At 67.5% G+C, this 22,355-nt stretch carries 23 protein-coding genes; 8 read left to right on the top strand and 15 right to left on the bottom strand.

Annotated features, from left to right (window positions below; genetic code table 11):
• Positions 1-15 precede the first annotated feature (15 nt).
• Positions 16-2,775 carry a helix-turn-helix transcriptional regulator gene (locus ACAG24_RS19315; protein ID WP_370474896.1) on the top strand — a complete coding sequence of 920 codons (2,760 nt, stop codon included), beginning with the start codon at positions 16-18 and terminating at the stop codon, positions 2,773-2,775.
• On the opposite strand, the gene ACAG24_RS19310 is transcribed toward ACAG24_RS19315, so the two are convergent.
• The 6 genes from ACAG24_RS19310 to ACAG24_RS19285 form a co-directional block, all read right to left on the bottom strand.
• A complete protein-coding gene (locus ACAG24_RS19310) occupies positions 2,772-4,151 on the bottom strand; it encodes an ATP-binding protein (protein ID WP_370474989.1) in 1,380 nt (459 codons plus the stop codon). The two genes, ACAG24_RS19315 and ACAG24_RS19310, sit on opposite strands and share 4 nt — an antisense overlap.
• 112 nt (positions 4,152-4,263) lie before the next feature.
• A complete protein-coding gene (locus ACAG24_RS19305) occupies positions 4,264-4,914 on the bottom strand; it encodes a nitroreductase (protein WP_370474895.1) in 651 nt (216 codons plus the stop codon).
• Between the two features lie 10 nt (positions 4,915-4,924).
• Positions 4,925-5,647: an SDR family NAD(P)-dependent oxidoreductase gene (locus ACAG24_RS19300; protein ID WP_370474894.1), complete on the bottom strand. Its 723-nt coding sequence runs from the start codon at positions 5,645-5,647 to the stop codon at positions 4,925-4,927.
• Positions 5,644-6,384, bottom strand: coding sequence for an SDR family oxidoreductase (locus ACAG24_RS19295; protein WP_370474893.1), 741 nt, complete (start codon positions 6,382-6,384; stop codon positions 5,644-5,646). Before ACAG24_RS19295 ends, ACAG24_RS19300 begins: the two co-directional genes overlap by 4 nt.
• Positions 6,381-6,794 (bottom strand): cupin domain-containing protein, encoded by a 414-nt coding sequence (locus tag ACAG24_RS19290; RefSeq protein WP_370474892.1) that lies wholly within the window; start codon positions 6,792-6,794, stop codon positions 6,381-6,383. The genes ACAG24_RS19295 and ACAG24_RS19290 overlap by 4 nt, the downstream gene beginning before the upstream one ends.
• Positions 6,787-7,950 carry an NAD(P)/FAD-dependent oxidoreductase gene (locus ACAG24_RS19285; protein ID WP_370474891.1) on the bottom strand — a complete coding sequence of 388 codons (1,164 nt, stop codon included), beginning with the start codon at positions 7,948-7,950 and terminating at the stop codon, positions 6,787-6,789. Before ACAG24_RS19285 ends, ACAG24_RS19290 begins: the two co-directional genes overlap by 8 nt.
• Positions 7,951-8,122: 172 nt before the next feature.
• On the opposite strand from ACAG24_RS19285, the gene ACAG24_RS19280 reads away from it, so the two are divergent.
• Together ACAG24_RS19280 and ACAG24_RS19275 are read left to right on the top strand one after the other, a co-directional pair.
• Positions 8,123-8,902: an alpha/beta hydrolase gene (locus ACAG24_RS19280; RefSeq protein WP_370474890.1), complete on the top strand. Its 780-nt coding sequence runs from the start codon at positions 8,123-8,125 to the stop codon at positions 8,900-8,902.
• Positions 8,903-8,961: 59 nt separating this feature from the next.
• Entirely contained in the window at positions 8,962-9,987 is a 1,026-nt protein-coding gene (locus ACAG24_RS19275; RefSeq protein WP_370474889.1) for an NAD-dependent epimerase/dehydratase family protein, read from the top strand.
• Positions 9,988-10,020: 33 nt separating this feature from the next.
• On the opposite strand, the gene ACAG24_RS19270 is transcribed toward ACAG24_RS19275, so the two are convergent.
• Positions 10,021-11,382 (bottom strand): FAD-binding oxidoreductase, encoded by a 1,362-nt coding sequence (locus ACAG24_RS19270; RefSeq protein ID WP_370474888.1) that lies wholly within the window; start codon positions 11,380-11,382, stop codon positions 10,021-10,023.
• 61 nt (positions 11,383-11,443) lie between these two features.
• Between ACAG24_RS19270 and ACAG24_RS19265 the strand changes: the two genes are divergently transcribed.
• Positions 11,444-11,788: a hypothetical protein gene (locus tag ACAG24_RS19265; RefSeq protein WP_370474887.1), complete on the top strand. Its 345-nt coding sequence runs from the start codon at positions 11,444-11,446 to the stop codon at positions 11,786-11,788.
• On the opposite strand, the gene ACAG24_RS19260 is transcribed toward ACAG24_RS19265, so the two are convergent.
• Positions 11,763-12,851 carry an NAD(P)H-dependent amine dehydrogenase family protein gene (locus tag ACAG24_RS19260; protein ID WP_370474886.1) on the bottom strand — a complete coding sequence of 363 codons (1,089 nt, stop codon included), beginning with the start codon at positions 12,849-12,851 and terminating at the stop codon, positions 11,763-11,765. The genes ACAG24_RS19265 and ACAG24_RS19260 overlap by 26 nt on opposite strands.
• Positions 12,848-14,881 carry a molybdopterin-containing oxidoreductase family protein gene (locus tag ACAG24_RS19255; RefSeq protein WP_370474885.1) on the bottom strand — a complete coding sequence of 678 codons (2,034 nt, stop codon included), beginning with the start codon at positions 14,879-14,881 and terminating at the stop codon, positions 12,848-12,850. Before ACAG24_RS19255 ends, ACAG24_RS19260 begins: the two co-directional genes overlap by 4 nt.
• Before the next feature lie 59 nt (positions 14,882-14,940).
• On the opposite strand from ACAG24_RS19255, the gene ACAG24_RS19250 reads away from it, so the two are divergent.
• Positions 14,941-15,534 (top strand): TetR/AcrR family transcriptional regulator, encoded by a 594-nt coding sequence (locus ACAG24_RS19250; RefSeq protein ID WP_370474884.1) that lies wholly within the window; start codon positions 14,941-14,943, stop codon positions 15,532-15,534.
• Between the two features lie 18 nt (positions 15,535-15,552).
• On the opposite strand, the gene tap is transcribed toward ACAG24_RS19250, so the two are convergent.
• Both tap and ACAG24_RS19240 read right to left on the bottom strand, forming a co-directional pair.
• Entirely contained in the window at positions 15,553-16,791 is a 1,239-nt protein-coding gene (gene tap, locus ACAG24_RS19245; RefSeq protein ID WP_370474883.1) for a multidrug efflux MFS transporter Tap, read from the bottom strand.
• A 67-nt stretch (positions 16,792-16,858) separates the two neighbouring features.
• Positions 16,859-17,533 (bottom strand): sensor domain-containing protein, encoded by a 675-nt coding sequence (locus ACAG24_RS19240; RefSeq protein ID WP_370474882.1) that lies wholly within the window; start codon positions 17,531-17,533, stop codon positions 16,859-16,861.
• Between the two features lie 162 nt (positions 17,534-17,695).
• Here ACAG24_RS19240 and ACAG24_RS19235 point away from each other — a divergent pair, with 162 nt between their 5' ends.
• Entirely contained in the window at positions 17,696-18,481 is a 786-nt protein-coding gene (locus ACAG24_RS19235; RefSeq protein WP_370474881.1) for a uracil-DNA glycosylase, read from the top strand.
• 76 nt (positions 18,482-18,557) lie between these two features.
• Positions 18,558-19,607, top strand: coding sequence for an LLM class flavin-dependent oxidoreductase (locus ACAG24_RS19230; RefSeq protein WP_370474880.1), 1,050 nt, complete (start codon positions 18,558-18,560; stop codon positions 19,605-19,607).
• Here ACAG24_RS19230 and ACAG24_RS19225 read toward each other — a convergent pair.
• From ACAG24_RS19225 to ACAG24_RS19215, 3 genes are read right to left on the bottom strand one after another with little or no spacing between them, the layout of a single operon-like run.
• Positions 19,604-20,062 carry a nitroreductase family deazaflavin-dependent oxidoreductase gene (locus ACAG24_RS19225; protein WP_370474879.1) on the bottom strand — a complete coding sequence of 153 codons (459 nt, stop codon included), beginning with the start codon at positions 20,060-20,062 and terminating at the stop codon, positions 19,604-19,606. The genes ACAG24_RS19230 and ACAG24_RS19225 overlap by 4 nt on opposite strands.
• 4 nt (positions 20,063-20,066) lie before the next feature.
• On the bottom strand, positions 20,067-20,504 hold the full coding sequence (locus ACAG24_RS19220) for an HIT family protein (protein WP_370474878.1): 438 nt from the start codon (positions 20,502-20,504) through the stop codon (positions 20,067-20,069).
• Between the two features lie 9 nt (positions 20,505-20,513).
• Positions 20,514-20,987 (bottom strand): VOC family protein, encoded by a 474-nt coding sequence (locus ACAG24_RS19215; RefSeq protein WP_370474877.1) that lies wholly within the window; start codon positions 20,985-20,987, stop codon positions 20,514-20,516.
• A 27-nt stretch (positions 20,988-21,014) separates the two neighbouring features.
• On the opposite strand from ACAG24_RS19215, the gene ACAG24_RS19210 reads away from it, so the two are divergent.
• Positions 21,015-21,851 carry a DUF6597 domain-containing transcriptional factor gene (locus ACAG24_RS19210; RefSeq protein ID WP_370474876.1) on the top strand — a complete coding sequence of 279 codons (837 nt, stop codon included), beginning with the start codon at positions 21,015-21,017 and terminating at the stop codon, positions 21,849-21,851.
• Here the strand turns inward: ACAG24_RS19210 and ACAG24_RS19205 are convergent.
• Positions 21,829-22,332: a DNA-deoxyinosine glycosylase gene (locus ACAG24_RS19205; RefSeq protein WP_370474875.1), complete on the bottom strand. Its 504-nt coding sequence runs from the start codon at positions 22,330-22,332 to the stop codon at positions 21,829-21,831. The two genes, ACAG24_RS19210 and ACAG24_RS19205, sit on opposite strands and share 23 nt — an antisense overlap.
• Between the last annotated feature and the right edge of the window lie 23 nt (positions 22,333-22,355).

The following is a 22,355-nucleotide window of genomic DNA, read 5'->3' as shown; positions in this document are numbered from 1 at the left end:
GGGCGTTCCAGACAGGTGGTCATCTCGATCGTGACGGCGATCCGCGACCGAAGCAATGAGGTGCTGTTGGGCCGCGCCACCGAATGCCAGGCGCTGCGGGAAATGGTGGACTCCGTGCGCTCCGGGCGCAGCGAGGTGCGGGTACTGCTCGGTGAGGCCGGCATCGGGAAGACGGCGCTGCTGGCGTTCCTGCGCGAGTCCGCGGCGGACTGCACCGTGTTGACCGCGGTAGGGGTCGAGTCCGACATGGAGTTGGCGTTCGCCGGTCTGCAGCAGTTGTGCGCGCCGGTGATGGATCGCCGGTTCGAGCTACCGCAACCGCAGCGGGAGGCTTTGGAGCGGGCCTTCGGGCTCAGCGAAACCGGCTCCGCTCCGAACAGGTTCCTGGTCGGGTTGGCCGTGCTCGGATTGCTCGCGTTCGCCGCTGCGGACCAACCCGTGCTGTGCGTGGTCGACGATGTGCAATGGCTGGACCAGGTGTCGGCGCAGACGCTCTTCTTCGTCGCGCGCCGTCTGCAGGCCGAGTCCGTGGGGCTGGCGTTCGCCACGCGTAGCCCGATCGACGGCACCGCGGGGTTGCCGACCGTGGCGGTGGGTGGGCTCGACGACGTTGACGCGCGCAGGTTGTTGAAGTCGACCTTTCCGGGCCGACTGGACACGGCGATCCTGGACCGGATCGTCGCCGAGGCGCGGGGAAATCCGTTAGCGCTGTTGGAGACTCCGAAAGACGTCACCGTCATGCACACCGCCACCGCCACCGCCGGTATCGAAGAGCGCTACCGCGCTCAGATAGCCGAGCTGCCCGAAGACACCAGGATGCTGTTGCTTGTCGCGGCCGCCGAACCGGTCGGAGACCCCGCTCTGCTGTCACGAGCGCTGGCGCACCTGGACCTCAAACCCGCTGTGATACAGCCCGCTTACGACCTCGGCCTCATCGCGGTCGGCACCCGGGTGCAGTTCCACCACCCGCTGGCGCGGTCGGTGGCTTACCGCTGTGCCACCGGCGCTCAGCGGCGGCTCGCGCACGCGGCGCTGGCGGCGGTCACCGATCCTGCTGTCGACCCGGACCGCCGGGCCTGGCATCGCGCGCTGGCCGCCGAATCGCTCGACGAGCAGTTGGCACTGGACCTTGAGCATTCAGCGGCACGAGCGCTGCAGCGCGGCGGAACCGCTTCTGCCGCTGCCTTTCTGACACGGGCCGTCGAGTTGACTCCCGACCCGGCTCTGCGTACCGGCCGGGCCCTGGCCGCCGCCGAAGCCCACCGCGAGATCGCATCCTTCGACAACGCACGCCGCCTGCTGGCCACCGCGGCGCTGGGACCGCTGTCGGACCTGCAACGAGCCCGGTCTGCGCAACTGCGGACCCGACTCGCGTTCGCCTCAGCACGCGCCGACGGTGACGCCGACGCGCTCGTGGCCGCCGTACCGCAGTTCACGGCCGTGGCGAGTCAGTTGATGGCGCTCGACACCACACTGGCCACCGAGGCGTACCTGGAGGGCCTCAGCGCGGCGATGTACGTCGGGCGCATCGCAGGCGGCCTGGCCGTCGAGGTCGCCGTCACGGCCCGTGCGGCACTGGCGAAACTGTCGCCGAAGGCCCCGCTGGACCTGGTGACGCACGCGCTCGCCGACCGGTTGGCAGTGGGGGCGGTCGAGGCGATGCCCGCTATGCGCCGCGCCCTTGACGCGCTCAAGGACTCCGCCGGCGATTCCGGCCGCGGATGGTTCTGGCGGGCATTCCCGCTTGTTCACGACTGCCTGATCCACGAGACGTGGGATGACGGCTGGCGGGACATCTCCGCGCATGCGGTGCAGTCGGCGACCGGCAGCGGGGCGCTGGCGTTGCTGCCGTCGGCTCTGTTGTCGCGCGCCGGCGCAGCCGTGGAGCACGGCGAATTGGCAACGGCCAGTGCGCTTGTCGCCGAGGCCAACGACCTCGCGGTCGCCATCGACTACGCACCGTTGAAGTACCACTGGATCATCGTGGCGGCGTGGCGGGGCGATGAGGCCGAGGTCACCCGGTTGGCGACGGCAGCCCTGGCTTCCGGCCGGGCCCGAGGTGAGGGACGGGTGATCGGGCTGGCGCACTACGCCACCGCCGTGCTCAACGTCGGGCTGGGCCGCTACGCCGAAGCCTTGGCCGCCGCCCGCAGTGCCAGTGAATACGACGACCTCGGCTTCTATCCCGAGGTGTTGGCCGAGCTGGTCGAAGCCGGCGTGCGCGGCGAGAACCGCGCGGTCGCCGAGCAGGCCTTCGAGTGCCTGCGGGACCGAACGCGGGCGGCCGGGACGGCGCGAGCGCTCGGCTCACTGGCTCGCGCGTCCGCCTTGTTGAGCAGCGGCACCGAGGCAGACGCGCTGTACCGGGAAGCGATCGCGCAGTACGGAGGGACTCCGCTGCGGATTCAGGCCGCGCGCAGCCACCTGCTCTACGGGGAGTGGTTGCGCCGCAACGGTCCTGCCACCGTCGCCCGCGAGCCATTGCGCATCGCCCACCAGGAGTTCGTTCACATGGGGTCGATGGCGTTCGCCGAACGGGCGCGCCGCGAGCTGCAGGCCGCCGGGCAGAAAACCCGCAAACATCCCACGGTCGTGGGTGACGAGTTGAGCCCGCAGGAGCATCAGATCGCCGAGCTGGCCGGCCAGGGCTTGACCAATCAGGAGATCGCCGGCCAACTGTTCATCAGTGCACACACCGTGGAGTGGCATCTGCGGAAGGTGTTCACCAAGATGGGGATTCGCTCGCGGCGGGAACTGCGGAAGAGATTTCCCTAGCTGCCGGGGGCGGGTGCCTCCAAGGGCAGGCAGACGATGAACCGGGTGTCGCCAGGCGCGGATCGCGCCGAAATGTGGCCGCGGTGCCGGTCTACGACGACACGCCACGCCAGGTCGAGCCCCAGTCCGGGGCCCGCACCCACGGGTTTGGTGGTGAAGAACGGGGTGAAGATGCGACCGATGACGTCGTCGGCGATGCCGGGTCCGTCATCGCAGATCTCCACTCGGATCATCGAGTCGCCTTCGCGTCGGGTACGCACCGTCAACGTGCCGCGACCGTTCATCGCATACAGCGCATTGTCGATCAGGTTCGTCCACACCTGATTGAGATCAGCGGGATAGCAATGTATTTCGGGCAACGACTGGTCCAGATCCTTGACCAGGGTGACGGGTTTGCCGACCGTGGCGATCTTGTCGCCGAACATCAGCACGGTGCTGCGCAGCATCTCGTGGACGTCGATGCACTGATAGGGGCCTCGGTCCATCTGGGAGTAGGGCTTGGCGCCGTTGACCAGAGCGGCGATCCGCGCGCCGGCCTCGGCGATCTCGCGGATCCGCATCTCGCTGTCGACGAATTGCTTGAGCCAGCTGACGGCGCATTCCAGTGACGCCGGGTCGACCGCTGCAGCCACTCGGTTCAGCCATTCGACATCGAGGTCGGCCTCCACCAGCGTCGAGGCGTAGCGCCAGCTGTCATCGATGCCGTGGTCGGTGAACCACGCGTCGATCTCGTCTTCGCGATCCGCGACCTCCAAGGGCGAGAGGGTAGCTGCTGCAGGCTTTCCGGTGAGATCGGCCTGGATGGCCACCAGTGCCGGCAGCGCATCGGGGTCTGTCGCCGCCAGCACCCCGAGATTGCGGTGTCCCTCGGCCAAGCTCTCACGCAGGTCGGCCACCGCGCGCACGGTGGCTGCAGCGGGGTTGTTCAACTGGTGGGTCAGTCCGGCGGTGACGGTGGCCAGCGCGTACTGCCTCTCCTGCAGGCCGAGGAGCTGGCGCTGGCGCAGTCCGCCGATCGTGGTGCTCTCCAGCAGATGCACGGCGACGGGCCATACCGCGTGCATGAACCGTGCGAAGAAGCCGGCCTCCACCACGAACAATCGCGACGGTCGCGTCACCCGCACGGTGACGTCGTAAACCGACGCGCAGCCGAAGACGGCGCCGAAATAGGTACCGCGTTCGGAGGTACGGTGCAGCTCGACGTCCTGCGCCCCCGAGCGTTTCGTCGTCACCACGTCGCCGCCATCGAGGAGTACGTAAAAGGACTGTGCCGGTTGGCCTTCCCGGCAGATCGAGCCGGCATCGACGGTGGTGATTGCGCCGTTGGCGCCGAGGACGTCGATTTGGGCGTCGGTGAGGAACCCGAACAGAAACACCGTGCGCAGTTCGTCTTTGACGTCTGGTGCCGCGGCACGCCGCTGCGGATCGAGGAGATGGCGCCAGTCGGGGACGGGCTGGCCGGTGTTCAGGGCAGTGTGATCGTCCACCTCAGTTCTCGAGGAAGACGACATTGTCGGTGACCGGGTTGCGAGGGGTGTTGATGCTGTTGGCTGCGAACGCCGGATCGGCGTAGCCGATGCAGATGCCGCACAGCACGGTGAGTTCGTCGGGAATGCCGAGCTCGTCGCGGACCACGTCCGGGTACAGGGCGGTGGATACCTGGACACAGCTGTCAATGCCCCGTTCGGTCAACGCCAGCAGCAGGGTCTGCAGGAACATCCCCACCCCGATGGCGTCGGGAAGCCCCAGATCTCGGTGCATACAGACGATTCCGGCTACCGGGGCGTGGAAGAAGTCCCAGTTGCGCAGCTGTGCGGTCCAGCGGCCCGCGTCGTCGTCGCGGGCGACGCCCATCGCTCCGTACAGCAGAGCCCCCAGTTGACGCCTCAGGTGGCTGTGGGATTCCGGCAGACCCAGCGTCGGTGGCGGCGTTTCGCGCACCTTTTTGGCCAACGCGGCCCCGAGGCGGACCCGCCGGTCACCCGCGGCCAGGAACAATCGCCATGGCTGGACATTGGAGTTCGACGGTGCGCGCATGGCCAGGGTGAGCGCCTCGTTCAGCAACCCTTCCGGGACGGGCTTGTCGGGCAGGAACATTCGCGTGGAATGCCGGCGCAGCACCAGCTCGTCGAAGTCCATGACTCTCCTTTCAGACGGCGGTGCCGCCGCCGTCGACGTGCAGGGTGGTCCCGGTGATGAAGCTGGCGCGCGGGGAGGCCAGGAAATAGATGGCTTCAGCGATCTCGGCGGGATTCGCGGTTCGCCCGAGCGGTAACGCACGGCCGAGCTTTTCGTTGGTCTCACCCCATTCGGCGGCAACACCTGCGGTGGCTGTCGGGCCTGGCGCGACGTTGTTGACCCGGATGTGGTGTGGACCGAATTCGACGGCCCAGGTTCGGGTCAACTGTTCCACGGCTGCTTTGGATGCGCTGTACACCGACGCGCCCGGGACACCTTTGGACGCCACCATGGAAGTGACGTTCACGATGGCCCCGCCGCCGCGGCGGATCATGGTGGGCACCGTCGCGGCCACCAGGAAATAGAGTCCACGGACATTGGCCGCGAAGGTGTGTGTGAACTCGCTTTCGTCCTGGTCGACGGTCAGGCCGGCCGGGAATCGGGCGGCGTTGTTGACCAGGATGTCGAACTCGTGTTCTCGGGCCAGCCGCTCGACACCGGCCTGGTCGGCCATGTCGACGGCGACGAATTTCGCCGCCGGGCCCAGTTCCTCTCTCGACTGATGTCCGCGCTGGGGGTTGCGGCCGGTGATGATCACCGCGGCGCCCGCATCCGCCAGCCGCCGGGCCGTCGCGAAGCCGATGCCGGCGGTACCGCCGGTGATCAGCGCGGTGCACCCGGCTAGCTCGGTCACCGTTTCTGCCACTCCGCGAGCCGGGTGGTGCCCAGCTCGGCGCCGTCGTCGGTGACGAGGCTGTTCCGCTTCAGCGGAACACCGAAGTAGGTGGCCTGCGGATCGACGACGACGGGCATGTCCTCGCCCTGGGCGGCGAAGACGGCACGGGCCAGGTCGGCGAACGACATCTTCTCCGGTCCACCGAAATTCAGCACACCGTCGCGGGGTGATTCGGTGGCCACCCGTGCGACCACGCCGGCCACCTCGGAGGCCGACACGGGCTGGATCAGGGCGTCGGGGGCGTGCACTTCGCCATCGACCACCAGCGACCCGACGATGCCCTCGGTGAACTCGTGGAACTGGGTCGCCCGCACGATGGTGTACGGGACGCCGGAGTTGACCACCATTTGTTCCTGCACATGCTTGCCGCGCAGGTAGCCGTCGGCCTCGATGTCACCGACTCCGACGATCGACAACACCACGTAATGCCCTACACCGGCCCTCTTGGCTTCTGCCAGCAACGTGGTGGCCGAGCGGGTGAAGAATTCCACAGCCGGACCCGGCTCGAGGGTGGGGGAATTGAGCACGTCGACGACCGCGTCGGCGCCCTCGAACGCGGCGCTCACGCCGTCGCCACTGACAGCATCTACCCCGGAGGACCGGGACGCGGCAGTGACGTCATGTCCTGCAGCCGTGAGCAATTCGACAACCTGGGCGCCGATCTGTCCGGTCGCACCTACCACGGTGATCTTCATTGGTGTCCCTTCTGAAAGCGGCGGTCTTTGCGTTGTTCGAGTTCTGCATCGTCGACGAGGACGAACATGTCGACGCCCGGCCGGCAGAGCATGGTCACGAGGAACCGTAACGGGATGTCGTCGCGGTTGTTGCCGTCGGAGTAGTGGATGACGTCACCGCCCGGTTCCCAGAACGCCTCGCCGGCTTTGATGACCCGCGGCGCTTCCCCCTCGAGCTCGAAAAGCATCTCGCCCTCCAGGACGTAGCCGAAGCACGGCCCACCGGGATGACGGTGCGGCGGTGCGCCTTTGTCGCCCGGGGCCCATTCGATGATCGCGGTCATCGCGTCCGCACTGTCGGGGATGTGCGGCGGTGTGACCGATTGGATGACGGTCATCGCCGTCATCAGCTTCTCCATGACGTCAGACATCCACTGTTCCTCTTTTCAGATTCTTCTGTCGCTGACCGCCTCTGGGCCAGAAGTAGCTGCCGGGTTTGCGAGCTTCTTTTGCCAGGAAGGACACGGTGCCGGCGCACACCGATTCTTTGATGACGCCGGCGAGGCGGCCGCCGATGTGCAGCGGTAGCGCCTGATCGTTGAAGTGCGACATCTGGATGGTGCCGGCGCGGCGGCCCAGGCTGATGCATTGGCCCACCGAGGCCGGGTTCAGGTTCCCGGGTTCCTTGCCTTCGAGCCGTGCCAGGACGGTATCGGCGGCGTGGGAGGCCAGCGGCATGGCGAGTTGGCAGCTCATCCGCAGCGGCTGTGCCGACGGTGAGGCCGCGTCTCCGGCGGCGATGATCGCGGGGTCGTCGACGCTGGTGAGAGTTTCATCGGTGAGCAGCCGACCGAGCCGGTCGGTGCTCAGGCCGCTGTCGGCGGCCAGGGTGGGAACCCCGAAGCCGGCGGTCCACACCGTGGCCGCACTCGGCAGTTCACGACCGTCCCGCAACGTGATTCGGTCTGGCTGCACCCGCGTGACGGTGTCATTGTCGACAACCGTGACGCCGAGCTTCCTCAGCCGCTTGGCCACCGAGCGGCGGCCGCCGCTGGCCAGCGAAGGGCCCAGCGCGCTGGTGACCAGCGTGACGCTGCGTCCGGCTTCGGCGAATTCGGAGGCGGCTTCGATACCCGTCAGACCGCCGCCGACCACCACGATCGGTGCCTGCATCGGGATGTCGGCCAGGTGGGCGGTCAGCCGCTGAGCAGCCTCCAATTCACCAAGCGGAAAAGCGAATTCGGCACCGGGCACCGCTGCCGGGACCGGGGCGGTGCTCCCGACGGCATAGATGAGGTAGTCGAAGTCGAGGGTGACGCCGGAGGCCAGCCGCACCGAGTGGGTGGCGAGGTCGATCCGTTCGGCGCGCTCGACCACCAACTTCACGGAGTCGGCCAGCACTGTCGCATAGTCTTCGACAGCGTCGTCGTTTCCGGCGACCAACTGGTGCAATCGAATTCGCTCGACGAACTGCGGCCGCGGGTTGACCAGGGTGACGTCGACATCGGTGCGTCGCCGCAACCGGTTGGCCGCCAGGACGCCGGCATATCCGCCGCCGACGACCACGACACGGGTGGCGATGCTCATCTGTTTCTCCTCACACCGATGACGCTGCCATCCAGGAGGCTGGTCAGGGACCACGGAAAACCCGTAGTCCTGTCGTTCGTGGCCGCCACAGACCAGCGCCACCGGCTGCGTGCAACGAGGACTACGGGTTTTCCGTGGTCCCTGCTCCGCACTGCGTCGGCAGGCTGCGGGTATGAGTGATCCCGTGTTGGAACCGGCGGCCCAGGAGTTCGCCGATGCGACTGCCACCCCACCGTTCCTTTATGAGCTTGGCCCCGAAGGCGCCCGCAAGGTGCTCGACGATGTGCAGGCTGCCCCGATCGACAAGCTCGACATCGACGAGCGCTGGGTCACAGTGCCCTGCGGCCACGGCGATGTGGCAGTGCGGATCGTGACGCCGCCCAGCGCGCGTCGCCCCCTGCCGGTGGTTCTCTACATCCACGGCGGGGGCTGGGTGCTGGGCAACGCGGCGACCCACGACCGGTTGGTGCGGGAGCTGGCGGTCGGTGCCCACGCGGCGGTGGCGATCATGGCCAGACAGCGTGGCGACGTCGCCTTCGTCCAGCAGTCGCTGTATTACCCGGTGACCGATGCCGGCCAGGACAGCGGCAGTTATCGAGAGTTCGCCGAGGGCCCGTTTCTGACCGCGAAGTCGATGGCGTGGTTCTGGGACTGCTATCTGCCCGACGTGCGGATGCGCGCGCAGATCACCGCCTCACCGCTGCGCGCCAGTGTCGAGGACCTGCGGGGACTGCCGCCGGCGCTGGTGATCGTCGACGAGAACGACGTTCTCCGCGACGAGGGCGAGGCCTACGCCCGCAAGCTCACCGAAGCCGGTGTGCGCACCACCAGCGTCCGGTTCAACGGCATCATCCACGATTTCATGATGCTCAACCCTCTCCGTGGGACTGCGGCAACCACCGCGGCGGTCGATCTGGCCGTCTCCGCACTGCGGAAAGCCTTCGGGCATTGAGCGATGTCTGAAAAGAATTGCAGGACAGCTGATTGCGCGTGGAGATGGTGAGGAGAACCATGAGCGAGAATTCCTTGGTGCTGGTGACCGGCGCCGCCGGCTACGTGGGCAGCCACGTCCTCAGTCAGCTGCTTCGCCAGGACTGTCCGGTGCGCGTTGCCCTGCGCAGCCGAGCCCGCGCCCGAGAACTCGCCGAAACCGTCGCCTCCCAGGGGCTGGACCCGGGTCCGATCGAGATCATGCTGGCCGACCTCACCGCTGACAACGGGTGGGCGGATGCGGTCACCGGCGTCACAGACGTCCTGCACATCGCCTCACCATTTCCGGCCGAGGCTCCTGAGGACGACGACGAGATCATCGTGCCGGCGCGCGAGGGCACGCTGCGTGTCCTGCGTCATGCCCGGGATGCGGGTTGCCGCCGGGTTGTCATGACGTCCTCGTTCGCGGCCGTGGGGTACTCCTCCAAAGCGGACGAGAACTGGACCGAGGAAGACTGGACCGACCCCGACGACGACAACACTGCCTATATCCGATCGAAGGCCATCGCCGAGCGCGCGGCGTGGGACTTCGTGGACAGGGAAGGCGGTGGCCTCGAACTGACCACGCTGGTGCCCGTCGGTATCTTCGGCCCAACTCTCGGAACACATTTGTCCACATCGGTGAAGTTCATCCAGTCGATGCTCACGGGTGCCCTCGACCGGGTGGCTCCCCAGTATTTCGGCGTCGTGGACGTACGTGACGTCGCTACCGCCCACCTGCAGGCGCTGACGACGGCCGGCGCCGCGGGCGAACGGATCCTGCTCACAGCCGACGGACCGGCGGAGAGCTTCCTCGGAATCGCGCGCATCCTGCGCGAGGGTCTGGGGGCCGCCGCGTCCAACGTGCCCACCAGCGAATACAGCGAAGCCGAGGTCCGCGAACTCGCGCAGACAGAGCCTGCTTTCCGGGAGGCAGTGTCTCGGCTCGGTCGGCGACCGCAGATCAGCAACGCCAAGGCCAAAGCGGTACTGGGCTGGGAACCGCGCCCGGTCGACGAGACCATTCTCGATACCGCGCGCTCGCTGATCGCCAACAACCTGCTGTGAACGACGGGGTCAGGCGCGGGAGTTCGGCCGCGTCTAGATCGCCGCGCCCGGATTCAGGATGCCGTCGGGGTCGAGAGCCTGCTTGATCCGGTGATTGAGTTCCATCGCCTCGGGCCCGAGTTGACCCGCGAGCCATGGCCGCTTCATCCGGCCGACGCCATGTTCGCCGGTGATCGTGCCGCCCAGCGCCACCGCCAGGTCCATGATCTCGCCGAACGCCTGCTGGGCGCGCTGTTCCATCGCGGCGTCGGCCGGGTCGAACACGATCAGTGGGTGGGTGTTCCCGTCGCCGGCATGCGCGATCACCGAGATCATCAGGTCGCGGTCGGCGGCGATCTTCTCGACACCGCTGACGAGGTCGGCCAGCGCGGGCAGCGGGACGCCGACGTCCTCCAGTAACAGCGACCCCTTGGCCTCGACGGCGGGGATCGCGAAGCGCCGCGCCGCGACGAATGCCTCCCCCTCGTCGGGATCGGACGTCGAAAAGACTTCCTTGGCACCGTGTTCGGTGAACACCTCGGCCATGAATTCGGCGTCCTGGGCGCCCGACGGCCCCCGGTCGTCGCTTGCGGCGACCATCATGGCGCCGGCCTCGCGGTCGAGCCCCATCTTGAGCTTGTCCTCGACGGCGTTGATCGCCGCGGAGTCCATGAACTCGAGCATGGAGGGGCGAATTCTGCCGGTGATGGTGACGACCGCGGCCGCCGCATCCGCGACCGAGTCGAAGGTGGCGACGACGGTGCACGCGGGGTTCTGGGCGGGCAGCAGCTTCAACGTGACCTCGGTGACGACCCCGAGTGTGCCTTCGCTGCCCACGAACAGCTTCGTCAGCGACAATCCGGCGACGTCCTTGAGGCGCGGCCCGCCGAGGCGTACCGCGGTGCCGTCGGCCAGCACCACTTGCAGCCCGAGTACGTAATCGGTTGTCACGCCGTACTTCACACAGCACAAGCCGCCCGCATTGGTTGCGATGTTGCCGCCGATGCTGCAGATCTCGAACGACGACGGGTCTGGTGGATACCAGAGGCCGTATTCGGCGACGGCCTTCTTGACCTCCGCATTGAGCAACCCGGGCTGCACCACCGCGGTGCGGGTGACGGGGTCGACGGCGATGTCGCGCATCCTCTCGGTGCTCAACACGATGCTGCCGTCGAGAGCTGTTGCGCCACCGGACAATCCGGTGCCCATGCCGCGGGGTACCACGGCTACCCGGTGTGTGCTGGCCCACCGCAGGACGGTCTGCACTTCATCGGTGCGCTGCGGCCGGACCACGGCCAGCGGGACGCCGGCGCTGGGATCGGCCGCGCGATCCTGACGGTAGGACTCCAGGATGTCGGGATCGGTCACGACCATGCCCTCGGGGAGGTCGGCGACGAGGCTGCCCAGCGCGTGCATAGCGCCAGTGTAGGGACGGGCGATGTGATGTTACGGCCGTGTTACGGCTATTGTTCGACCCATGCGGGACAGTGCGGTCTTCGCCCAGGTGAAGACGTTGCAGGGCATGCGCCGGACGGCGCAGTTGTCGGCGGGTGCGTTGGAGATCCACGTGCGCGCCGTGGCGGACCGGATCGGGTCTTCCTACCCGGCGTTCGTGCCCGACGAACGCCTCGACGCGATCGCCCCCGGCCGGGTCACGACGATGGCCGCGATCGAGTTGTGCATGGCCGGGATGTGGTACCGCGCCTCCGACGGTTATGTCGTCGCCGATCTCGACCTGATCGAACATTTCGCGCTGCCGGTGCGGCGCCGCTGGCTGCGGGCGGTCGGCCGCTTCTTCAAGGAGTACCTGCTCCCGGTGTAGGGCGATCTCCGGATTCCGCGTGAGCGGGACTGTGCAATCGGGCCACCGGACACGCCAGGTCGACGACCGAGAGGATGCCGGGCCGGGCGGCGCAGACCGCCTCGACAAGGTTCACGGCACGGTTGGCGGTGTACCCGGGTGTCGTCTCGGCCATCTGGTCGAGCGGTATCGGCATTCGGATGGTGACATCGAGCGGGGCGTCACCCTGCACGGTGACGCGCCATCCGGTGTCGTCGACTTTCCAGGCCGGCTCAAGGCGACGGGTGCAGTACCAGGTGGCCCGGAACTCGATGAGCTCGCGTCCGCCTCGCCAGCCCGTCACGGTGATCCGCTGTGCAGCAACAGAATGTGCTTCGAGCGTGCCCGCGGCGATGTGGACCTCGGTGGGCGTCGCCGCCAGTTCCCCGTGTGCGGTCACGTTGTCGAGAGGCAGGTTGAGTGCCTCGGCCAGGGCCTGAAGCGACGGCCCGAAACTCGCGCACAGGAAGTCGGCGCGGAACTTTTCGAACGGGGCCATGGCGCGGCCGAAACCCATCAGATCGAACAGCATCTCGGGTGAATCGCGTTGGGACAGGTCACCGTATTCGTCGATGACGAGTCGATCCAGCCGGCGCTGCGCCGTCGTCAGCACCAGCGGCACGGCTTCGGAGATCAAGCCCGGGCTGCTTCCGGTGCTGTGGATCGACGACCCGCCGATCTGACAGGCGGCTTCCACGGCTTGGCGCAGGGCGGGGTCCATCGCTGCCGGATGCCGGAACTCGCCGCAGGTCGTCACGACGTTCGTGCCGTTCTCGAGGATCCTGCACACGTCGTCGGCGTTCAGGGTCCGCGGCATGTAGAGCACGCAGTCGGCGTCGAGCGCGACGACGTCGGCAGGGTCGCTGACTGCCCGAATACCGACGGGCGCAACGCCGCAGAGGTCACCGGCGTCGGTACCGATCTTGTCGGGGTGGTACACGAGCACGCCGGCCAGCGACAGTGTCGGATGTTCGAGCGCGCCACGCAGCGCCTTGCGGCCGATGTTGCCGGTCGCCCATTGGACGACGCGGAGGTCGGCCGTCACGCTCCTGCCTCCAGACTCACCGGCACACCGGAGTAGCGCACCATTCCGGTCACGACGTCGACGTCGTTCCTGTCGGTCAGCCCGTTGACGTTGGCGTTCACGTGGCCGTGCGGCATCGACACCGCTCCGCGCCGGATGGTCGGGTCGATCTTGGCGGTCGCGGTGATCCGTCCCCGTGCGCTGCGCACTGTGACGGGGGCGCCGTCGGCCACACCGGCGGCCTCGGCGTCATCGGGATGGATGAGCACGGTGGCCAACTCGCCGAGGAAGTCCAGCTGCGCATTGAGCCGCTTCATCTGCCGGCGTGGTGTCAACACCAGCTGCCCCGGTTCCGGAAGTGCCGCCAGGGATTCGACGAGCAGCGGTGGCGCCAGCCTCCAGCCGCCGAGCCGCTCGAGGTGACGCTCCACCCACGATGCGGGCAGGTCGTGTCCCGCGTCGAACCACCCGGTCTGAACGAGCTCGGAGAACGAGCAACGACCGTGGGCCGCGACATCGGCGAGCACTGTGTCGTCCGGCAGGTCGGGGTCACCGATGTCGTAGCCGAGTCGTCGTCCGAGTTCGGCGAGGAACCACCACATCGAGCGTCGATCCCCGATCGGCGGCACCACGGCGGGAGTGTGCTGCGCCGACACCCGCGAGCTCAAAGCGTCCCAGATCGTCACATCGGAGCGTTCGAGCTGGTCTTTGGTCGGGAGCACGTGGGTGGACATCGCTACTGTCGCGTTGGCGATGATGTCGGTGGTGGCCAGGACGTCGAGCTTGCGCAACGCCCGCTCCAGAGCAGCGGTGTCGGGAAACGACGTCAGGAGGCTGCCACCGAGGTTCAGGACAGCGCGAATATGGCCTGCCTCGATTTCATCCGGTAACGCGGCACAAGGCCATTCGTTCATGAACGACCGGGTCTCCGGCCTGCTGCGCGGACCCGGCCCGAACGACCCCTCGGGTGGGGAGATCGGCAACTCGAAAGCTTCGAGCTGGTAGGCGAAGCCAGGATGGAACCACAGCCCGCCCGGCCGGTTCATCGACCCCGTCAGGATCATGACGACCCACGCCAGCCATTGGGTGACATTGGCCCTGTCGGCGGTCATCGTCACCCCGGTGCCGGTTTCGATGGCGATGCGACCTGCCCTGCGTACGGCGTCCCGGAAGGCTGACAACGCGTCGGCCCGGACGTCCGAGAGCGCGGCGGTGCGTTCGAGGGTGAACGGCGCGACAGCCCGTCGGAGACGGTCGGCGTCTTGGACGGGCACGTCGGGATCGGCCCCGTCGATGAGCAATTCGCGGACCAGATAGGCGAGCAGAGCGTGGTCGGTACCTGGTTTCGGAGCGAGGTGGCCGGTGGCCAACCGGGCGGTTTCGGTGCGACGCGGGTCGATGACCCACACCTGCCCCCGCCGCGCGATGTCACGCACCGTCCCGGTCGGATTCGGCACGGCGATCGCATGCCCGTGCGAGATCACCGGATTGGTGCCGATGAACACCACGAAGTCGGCGCGGTCGTAGTCCGGGCGACCGGAGAGGCCGACGAATCCACCGACCAGATCGGAGATCAACGGTTTCGCCGTGCCGTCGATGGTCAGCGGGCTGAACCTCGCGGGTGTCCCGAGTGCTGCGTGCAGTGCTTCGGCCTTCCGGGTTCCGGTCGCGTCCATCCCGACTCCCGTGCCGAAGAAAATGCCGACGGATTCGGGTCCGTCGCGGTCGATGATCCGGCGCAGGCGCGCGGCGAGGTCGTCGAGGCACTCGTCCCACGTGACGTCCCGCAGGACACCGTCGACGCGCAGCTGCGGTCGTTCGATGCGGGCCGGATGATGATGCATCTGCGGCAGGGCTCGCCCCTTCGGACAGGTGTAGCCGCGCGAGAGGGGATGCTCCCGGTCGCCGCGCACACGCGTGACGACGTCGCCGTCCACGTCGACGAGGATTCCGCACAGCGAGGTGCAGATGCGACAGAAGCTGCGTACGGTTCGCCCCGAGCTGACCGCCATCATGTCCTTTCGCCGGAGCCGGGTGGTGATCCGGCTCACACGAAAGTAGTCAGTGACAACAATGATGTCAACGACAACATTCCTGGTATCGTCCGGCCATGCGCGCGCGGGCCTACCACCACGGCGACTTGAGATCTGCGCTCTTGGCCGAGGCTCAGTCGACGCTGCGGACGTCGGGTCTCGACGGCCTGTCGCTACGGGAACTCGCTCGGGCGGTCGGTGTGAGCCATGCGGCGCCCCGCCGGCATTTCCCCGACAAGGCAGCGCTGTTGGAGGCGCTGGTCTCGGACGGATTTCAGCGGTTGGGGAGCGCGCTGGAGGCGGCGGTCGCCTCCGAGCGCCGCGAGTTCGACGACGTGCTCGACGAGGTCGCGCTCGCCTATGTGCGCTTCGCGACCGCCAATCCACCTCTGACCGACCTGATGTCCCAGAGTCGCTTCCTGTCGGACGCATCCGAACAGCTGGTCGTCGCACGGGAAGCGAGTTTCGCGCCGGTCCGAAAAATGGTCGAGGCCGGGCAGGCGGCCGGTGTGTTCGCGCAGGGCGACACGGTCCGATTGGGGACCGTGATCTTCGGAATGCTGCATGGGCTGGCGTCGATGGTGAACAACGGCATGGTCGATCCGACGGACGAGGATCTGACGCATGACGCTGCGCGAATCCTGTTGCGCGGTCTGCGCTCTGGCTCGTGAGTGAATGCCATTGCGGGGTCAGGTGTTCGGCGCATCCAGCTCTCGCAGCCCCGGCAGGAACACCGCGACGATGCCCAGCGCCAGCATCGGTAGCGACAGCGCGAGGAACGTGGCATGCAGCCCGGTGGCGTCCGCCAGCGGGCCGGCCAGGATGAGGCCGAGCGGACCCGCCGCGTAGGCCAGCGACCCCATGACGCCGACCACGCGCCCGCGCAGGTGCTGCGGCGCGCGCGTCTGCATCACGTAGTTGTAGATCGGTGCGATCGGCCCGTAGACGAACCCGACGAGCGCGCACAGCACCAGGATCACCGGTAGCGGCGGCAGGAACGCGATGACCGTCATGGCCACGCCGAGCGTCAGCACCGCCGCGAGCATCACGGTGCGCCGCTTCATGTATGTCGACATCACCGCGTAGCCGAGCGCACCGATGAGCCCCCCGATGCTCAACGCCATCAGCACCCAACCCAGCTGTGCCGGCTCGTTGCGGTCGGTGAAGTATTTCGGGAACAGCACGCTTTCCATCGGCATGTACAGCCCGGTGGCGGCAAGGTCGACGAACGCGAGCGTGCGAAGCACCTTGTTGTTCCACACGAAGCGCAGGCCTTCGAGGATTCCGGCCCACACCCCGTCGGACATCGCCGACGGGTCAGGCCTGCCCGCACCCTCCAGCTTCAACACCCCGATGGCGGCGATCGACAATCCGAACGCCGCGGCGGTCACCCACATCGTGTTGATGCCACCGAGTGTGGCGATCAGCAGGCCGCCGATGCCAGGTCCCACGATGTAGGCCAGATTGAAGATCGCCTCGTAGAAGGAGTTGGCGTGGTCGAGCGTCCAGCCCGCCTTGTGCGCAGCTTCGGGGAGCATCGTCTCGCGGGCCGTCAACCCCGCGGGGTCGAAGAATGCGCCGAGGGCCGCCAGGCACGCCAGCACGGCGACGTTGATGACGTCGACTCCGAAGGTCAACGCCAGCACCGGCACCGCCGCGACGGAGACCGCCGAGAGCGCGTCCGCGATCATCGACACCCGTCTGCGCCCGAGCTTGTCGACGGCGGCTCCGGCGATCAGCGTCGCAGCGAGCAGCGGAAGGGTGCCCGCCATCGCGACTATCGACGCGTCGAGTGCAGAACCGTTGCGCTGCAATACCAACCACGGAAACGCGACGATGGAGATGCCGTTGCCCGCCCCGGCCATCAGCGCCGCGAACAGGATCAGAAGCAGCGGGACGCGCCTACCGCGCGTGGTGTCGGTCGTCATGGGATATCGCCGGGAATGTAGCAGTGCCCCAGGGCGTCTGACGACCGAGTTTTCGGCTGCTAGCGGCTCACCATTGCGCGTCGATCTTGGCGGCGATCTGGTCGGCGATCCGCAGCGCCGAATCCCCGGGGACCGCACTGCAGGTGTTGACGTCGACGATGACGTTGTTGCGGTGCACCAGTGCCCGTCCGCAACCCCAGCCCGGGGCGGCGGCGTCCTGCTGCATGGCGACCGTGCTCAATCTGTTGTCCTCACGGACGATCGGGCCCGGGTTCCAGCGTGACCCGCTCTGGGTGTGGGTGTACTCGTGGCAGGCCGGCCACTGCGCGGCAGAGGCCTCGAAGAACTCGCCGGCCTTCTCCAGATAGGGGAACAGCACGACAGCCTGCTTGACGTACGTCTTCCAGCCTTCACCGTCGTTCAGGCTCTGGTCACGTTCTGCCTGGAAACCGCTGTCGGCATAGACCTGTGACTCCGCGGCGCCGTCGATCGCGAGGCATTCACGGGGCTCCATGATGTCGCTGTGGTCCGACATCGCGGTCTGGGATTCGGTGACTGTCATGGCAGGCACACCCATCACCGCGGCGGCGTCCTCGGGATTGAGAAGCACCTCGCCCAGCTCACGTTCCACGAGGGGGCGGGGGATCATTGTCCTGGTCGGTGTGGTCGACTCCGCACTACTCGTGCTGGCGCATCCGCTGACCACGATGCAGATCCCTGCAATTGCTGCCGCTCGTCGCATGAAAACCCCCAATCGAAACCTTGCGGGGTCAATGGTGGGCCAATCGCGGCGGCACTGCTGTGAGGGAAACGGCGTTTCGTGGTAACGATGAACGGTGCTTCTTGGTAACAAATCTTGACTCCCCTCCCACATCCACGAACCGGTGATCTTTTCGAGACCCCGGTGCGACCCGGTCGTGGTTGGCCGGGCGACCCCGCGACGGCGCGCACGGCGGTGGCCGCGACGCCCGCCGACGTCGTGGCGCTGGCCGAGGCGGCCAAGACCCCGAAGCAGGTCGACGCAGGCGTGTCGGTATGCCGGGCGTGCCCGCGGCTGGTCGAGTGGCGCGAAGAGGCGGCCAAGGTCAAGCGCAAGTCCTATGCGGACCAGCCGTACTGGGGCAGGCCCGCCCCGGGCTTCGGCGCGGCGCGGCCGCGGATCATGATCGTCGGCCTCGCCCCCGCCGCTCACGGCGCGAATCGGACGGGTCGTGTCTTTACCGGTGACCGCTCGGGCGACTTCCTGTTCGCATCACTTCACCGCAGCGGGCTGGCGAATCAGGCGACCTGCACCGACAGCGCAGATGGCTTGCAGCTCAACGATGTTCGAGTGGCGGCCGCGGTACGCTGCGCGCCGCCGGACAATGCGCCGTTGCCCGTCGAGCGGACGACGTGCGCGCCGTGGCTGGACGCCGAATGGCGCCTGACGGGCGCCGAGGTGCGGGTGATCATCGCCTTGGGCGGCTTCGCGTGGCAGTCGGCGTTGGCGCTGATCCGGCGGACCGGCGGGACGGTCAGCAAGCCCGCGCCGAAGTTCGGGCATGGTGTGACGGCCCAGCTGGCCACTCCCACCGGCACCGTGCACTTGCTCGGCTGCTTCCATCCCAGCCAGCAGAACACCTTCACCGGCCGGCTCACACCCGCGATGATGGACGACATTTTCGCCACCGCCCGTGCGATTTCGGCGTGAAAATCGTCGCTCAGCGGCGAAAAGCACGCCGAAGTACCGCGGGAACGTAATGCCGGCGCGCAGCGTTGCACCCTCAATGCGTCTTTCTGTCCTCGATCTCGTTCCCGTGCGCTCCGACCAGAGCACCTCTGATGCGATCGCCGCCTCGACGCTGCTGGCGCAGGCTGCTGACCGGCTCGGATATACGCGCTACTGGGTGGCCGAGCATCACAACATGCCGGCCGTCGCGGCGACCAGCCCGCCTGTCCTGATCGCCCATCTGGCGGCACATACGTCGTCGGTGCGCCTCGGTTCGGGTGGCGTGATGCTGCCCAACCACGCGCCGCTGGCCGTCGCGGAGCAGTTCGCCCTGCTGGAAGCAGCCCACCCCGGACGCATCGACCTCGGGATCGGGCGCGCACCGGGCTCGGACCCCGTCACGTCGCTGGCCCTTCGCGGTGCCGCCGGACGCGACGAACGCGACATCGAGGCGTTTCCCGAGTACCTCGACGATGTCGTCAAGCTGATGAGCAGCACGGGCGTGCGCGTGCCGTTGCCCCGCGACCTGATGCGGGACAACTACATTCTCAAGGCCACCCCGGCCGCCGCCTCGGAACCGACACTGTGGCTGCTCGGGTCGTCGATGTATTCGGCCAGGCTGGCCGCGGCAAAGGGTTTGCCGTACGTGTTCGCCCACCACTTCGCGGGCCAGGGCACCCTCGAGGCGCTGCAGCTCTACCGCGACAACTTTCAGCCCAGCGAACTGGCGCCCGAACCTGTCACGTTCCTGACCGTGAACGCCGTCGTCGCCGAAACCCGGGACGAGGCACTGCGTCTGATCCTGCCGAACCTGCAGATGATGGCCCGGCTCCGCACCGGAGCCCCGCTGATTCCCATCGACCTCGTTGAGGACGCCGAAGTCACCGATCTCGGCCCGCGCGCCCGGTCGGTGATCGACGGGGGATTGCGCCAGGCCGTCGTCGGCTCACCCGCCGAGGCCGCCGACCAGGTGCGCGCGCTGGCAGAGCACTTCGGCGTGGACGAGGTGATGGTGCACCCCGTCGCCTCAGCTCACCGCGGTGTCGACCCGGCGACCGCGCCGGCCCGCGAGGCCACGCTGGAACTGCTCGCCAAGGAGCTCTTCTAGCTCTTCGGTGTCAGACGGACCAGCGGGATCTTCCGGGACGTCCGCTTCTGGTAGCCGTTGTACCGGTTCGAGTTGCCGTCGTTGACGATCTTCCACAACCGCGGGTAGTCGGGATCGTCGGCGAGCACCGGAGTCGCCTTCACCGCGAATCTCTTTGGCCCGACGTTGATCTCGACGTCCGGATCGGCCTTGAGGTTGTGGTACCAGCCCGGCGCCTTGGGATCACCGCCCTTGGATGCCACGACGTAGTAGTTGCCGGCGTCGGGGAAATAGGACAGCGTGTTCGTACGCGGCCGGCCGGTTTTCGCTCCGACGGTGTGCAGCAGCAGGCTGGGTGGAGTGCCGGGCAACGGGATCTTGTGGCCGATGCGCCCGTTCGTGCGCTTGTAGATGGCGTCGTGCGTCATGAGCAGCCGCCAGCCGATGTTGCGTTCCATCCAGAGCGCTATGTTCATGCGCTCAATCCTTCTCCGCGGCGTCGACGTGCGCCAGTGCCTCCCGCAGCAGGCGCCCGGTCTCTTCGCGGTCGCCGTCGCGGCGTACCAGCATTCCCTTCGCGAACGACAGCTTGTCGCCGTCGCGGCGCGGCACGACGTGCAGGTGGATGTGGAAGACCGTCTGGAAGGCGGCCTTGCCGTCGTTGATGGCGATGTTGTTGCCGTCGGCGTGTAGACCCGACAGGCGTGCGGCCTTGGCGATGCGTTGGCCGATGGCGGTCATCCGCCCCAGGGTTTCCACCGGCGTGTCGGTCAGGTCGACGGTGTGGACCTTGGGAATGACCAGGGTGTGCCCGCGGGTGAAAGGGCGGATGTCGAGGATGGCGAGGCAGTCGTCGTCTTCGAAGATCGTGATGGCGGGAGCCTCACCGGCGACGATGGCGCAGAACACGCAGGACATCCCGCCACGCTAGTTCACATTCTGTGCCGCCCACTCGCCCAGGCGGCGGTCCCGCTCGTCGGCCGAGACGTCCTCGATGCGTGTCATCACGGTCCACCGCACGCCGAACGGGTCCCGGATCGACGCGAACCGGTCTCCGGTGGCGAAGTTCTGCGGCGCCTCCCGCACCGTGGCACCGGCCTGCTCGGCCCGTGCCACCACCTCGTCGACGTCGGGGCAGTAGTGCGCGACCGAGTACGTCACGACGTCGCCATCTGACGCCGGCGCGGTGATGCCGTAGGCGTCGGCCGGATCGCCCAGTTGCAGCCGGCCGGTGCCGAAGTCGAGCTCGGCGTGGGCGACGGTGCCGTCGGGGCCGTCCATTCTCTCGACGACAGTCGCTCCGAACACCGAGGTGTAGAAGTCGATTGCGGCGGCGGCGCCGGCGACGCACAGGAAGGGGGTCAGGCTGGTGTATCCGGCGGGGATGGGTTCAACAGACATGGCCTCGAGTTTCGTAGTCTCGTCACCGTGGGTGCTTGGAAAAACCCGACACCGGCGCAACCTCTGCGCGGCGTGGTCGGCCGCCCGGCCAGCTCTTCGGTGTTCGATCTCCGGCGTTGGCAGCCGGGCTCCCGGATCCAGTGGTTCGTGGAGCATTTCTGGTCGGTCACGTGGGATCTGCGCGGTGGAGCGTCGTTCGACAGCTCAGTCATCACCTTCCCGTCGATGCACATAACCCACGAATGGGGTTCCGACATTGCACGGCATGGGTTTTCGCTACCGAACACTTTGGTGCACGGCGTGGTCGAGCGGGTCTTCCAAACCACCATCAGCGAGCAGGGCTGGGTTGTCGGGGCCCGGTTCAAGCCCGGTGGCTTCACGGCGCGCTTCGGTGGTGACGCATCGACCATGACAGGGCGCGTGCAACCGGTCGGCACCGACCTGTTCGGGTCGTCGATCCGGCTGGAGAACGACGTCGACGCCGCGGCCGCCCAACTCGAACGTCTCATCGCGCAGAGAGGCGAGCCGGACGACACATTTCGGCCGCTGAACGCTCTCGTCGACCGGGTCCGCGACGACCGCGACATCCATCGGGTGGAGCAGGTGATGGACCGCTCACCGTGGAGCGAGCGGACCACGCAGCGGGTGTTCCGGCGCTACGTCGGCGTCTCCGTGAAATGGGTGCTGTGCCGGTACCGCCTGCAGAACGCCGCACTGGAAATCGAGACCGATCCGGGGTTGGACTTCGCCGAACTCGCGGTCCGGTTGGGTTGGTATGACCAGGCGCACTTCATCAACGACTTCCGGGCCATGCTCGGGAGCACGCCGGGGGAGTACGCCGCTAGGTACGGACCTCCGTCGTGATCTGGCGCCACGCGGCCAGTTTCGCGTCGAAGGACATCGTCTGCGCGGGACTGCTCGAGGGCAGCCGGGTGTACCGGAGGTGACCCGGCGCGGTGACGAGCCGCCGGTAGTTCTTCTCTGCTGCGGCGCCGTTGAAGTACACGTGGGTGATCGCCGGGTGCGCGATGTAGAACGTCTCGAAATCGTTGGCCACCATGCTGTCCGGTTCGACGGCTGAGTCGAGGCTGCCGATCCGGCGGCAATGCTTGAGCACATCCCAGACCGCCACTGACGCACCGGTGAGGGCGGCGACGCGGTCGTCGTAGGGCGCGTTGGCGTCGAATCCGAACAGCGCAGCCGTGAGACGCCAGAATGCATTGCGGTCGTAGGCGTAGTAGCGCTGCGCCTGCAGCGACGCGACACCGGGCATGTTGCCGAGAATCAGGATGCGGGCGCCGGGGGCGGCGAGGGGCGGAAAGCTCTCCAGCATCGGCGACGTCATGAAGGCGACCGTATACGTTGAGC

The organism is Mycobacterium bulgaricum, from assembly GCF_041287165.2.
Classification (GTDB): domain Bacteria; phylum Actinomycetota; class Actinomycetes; order Mycobacteriales; family Mycobacteriaceae; genus Mycobacterium; species Mycobacterium bulgaricum.
This window is presented reverse-complemented; position numbering and strand designations above follow the sequence as displayed.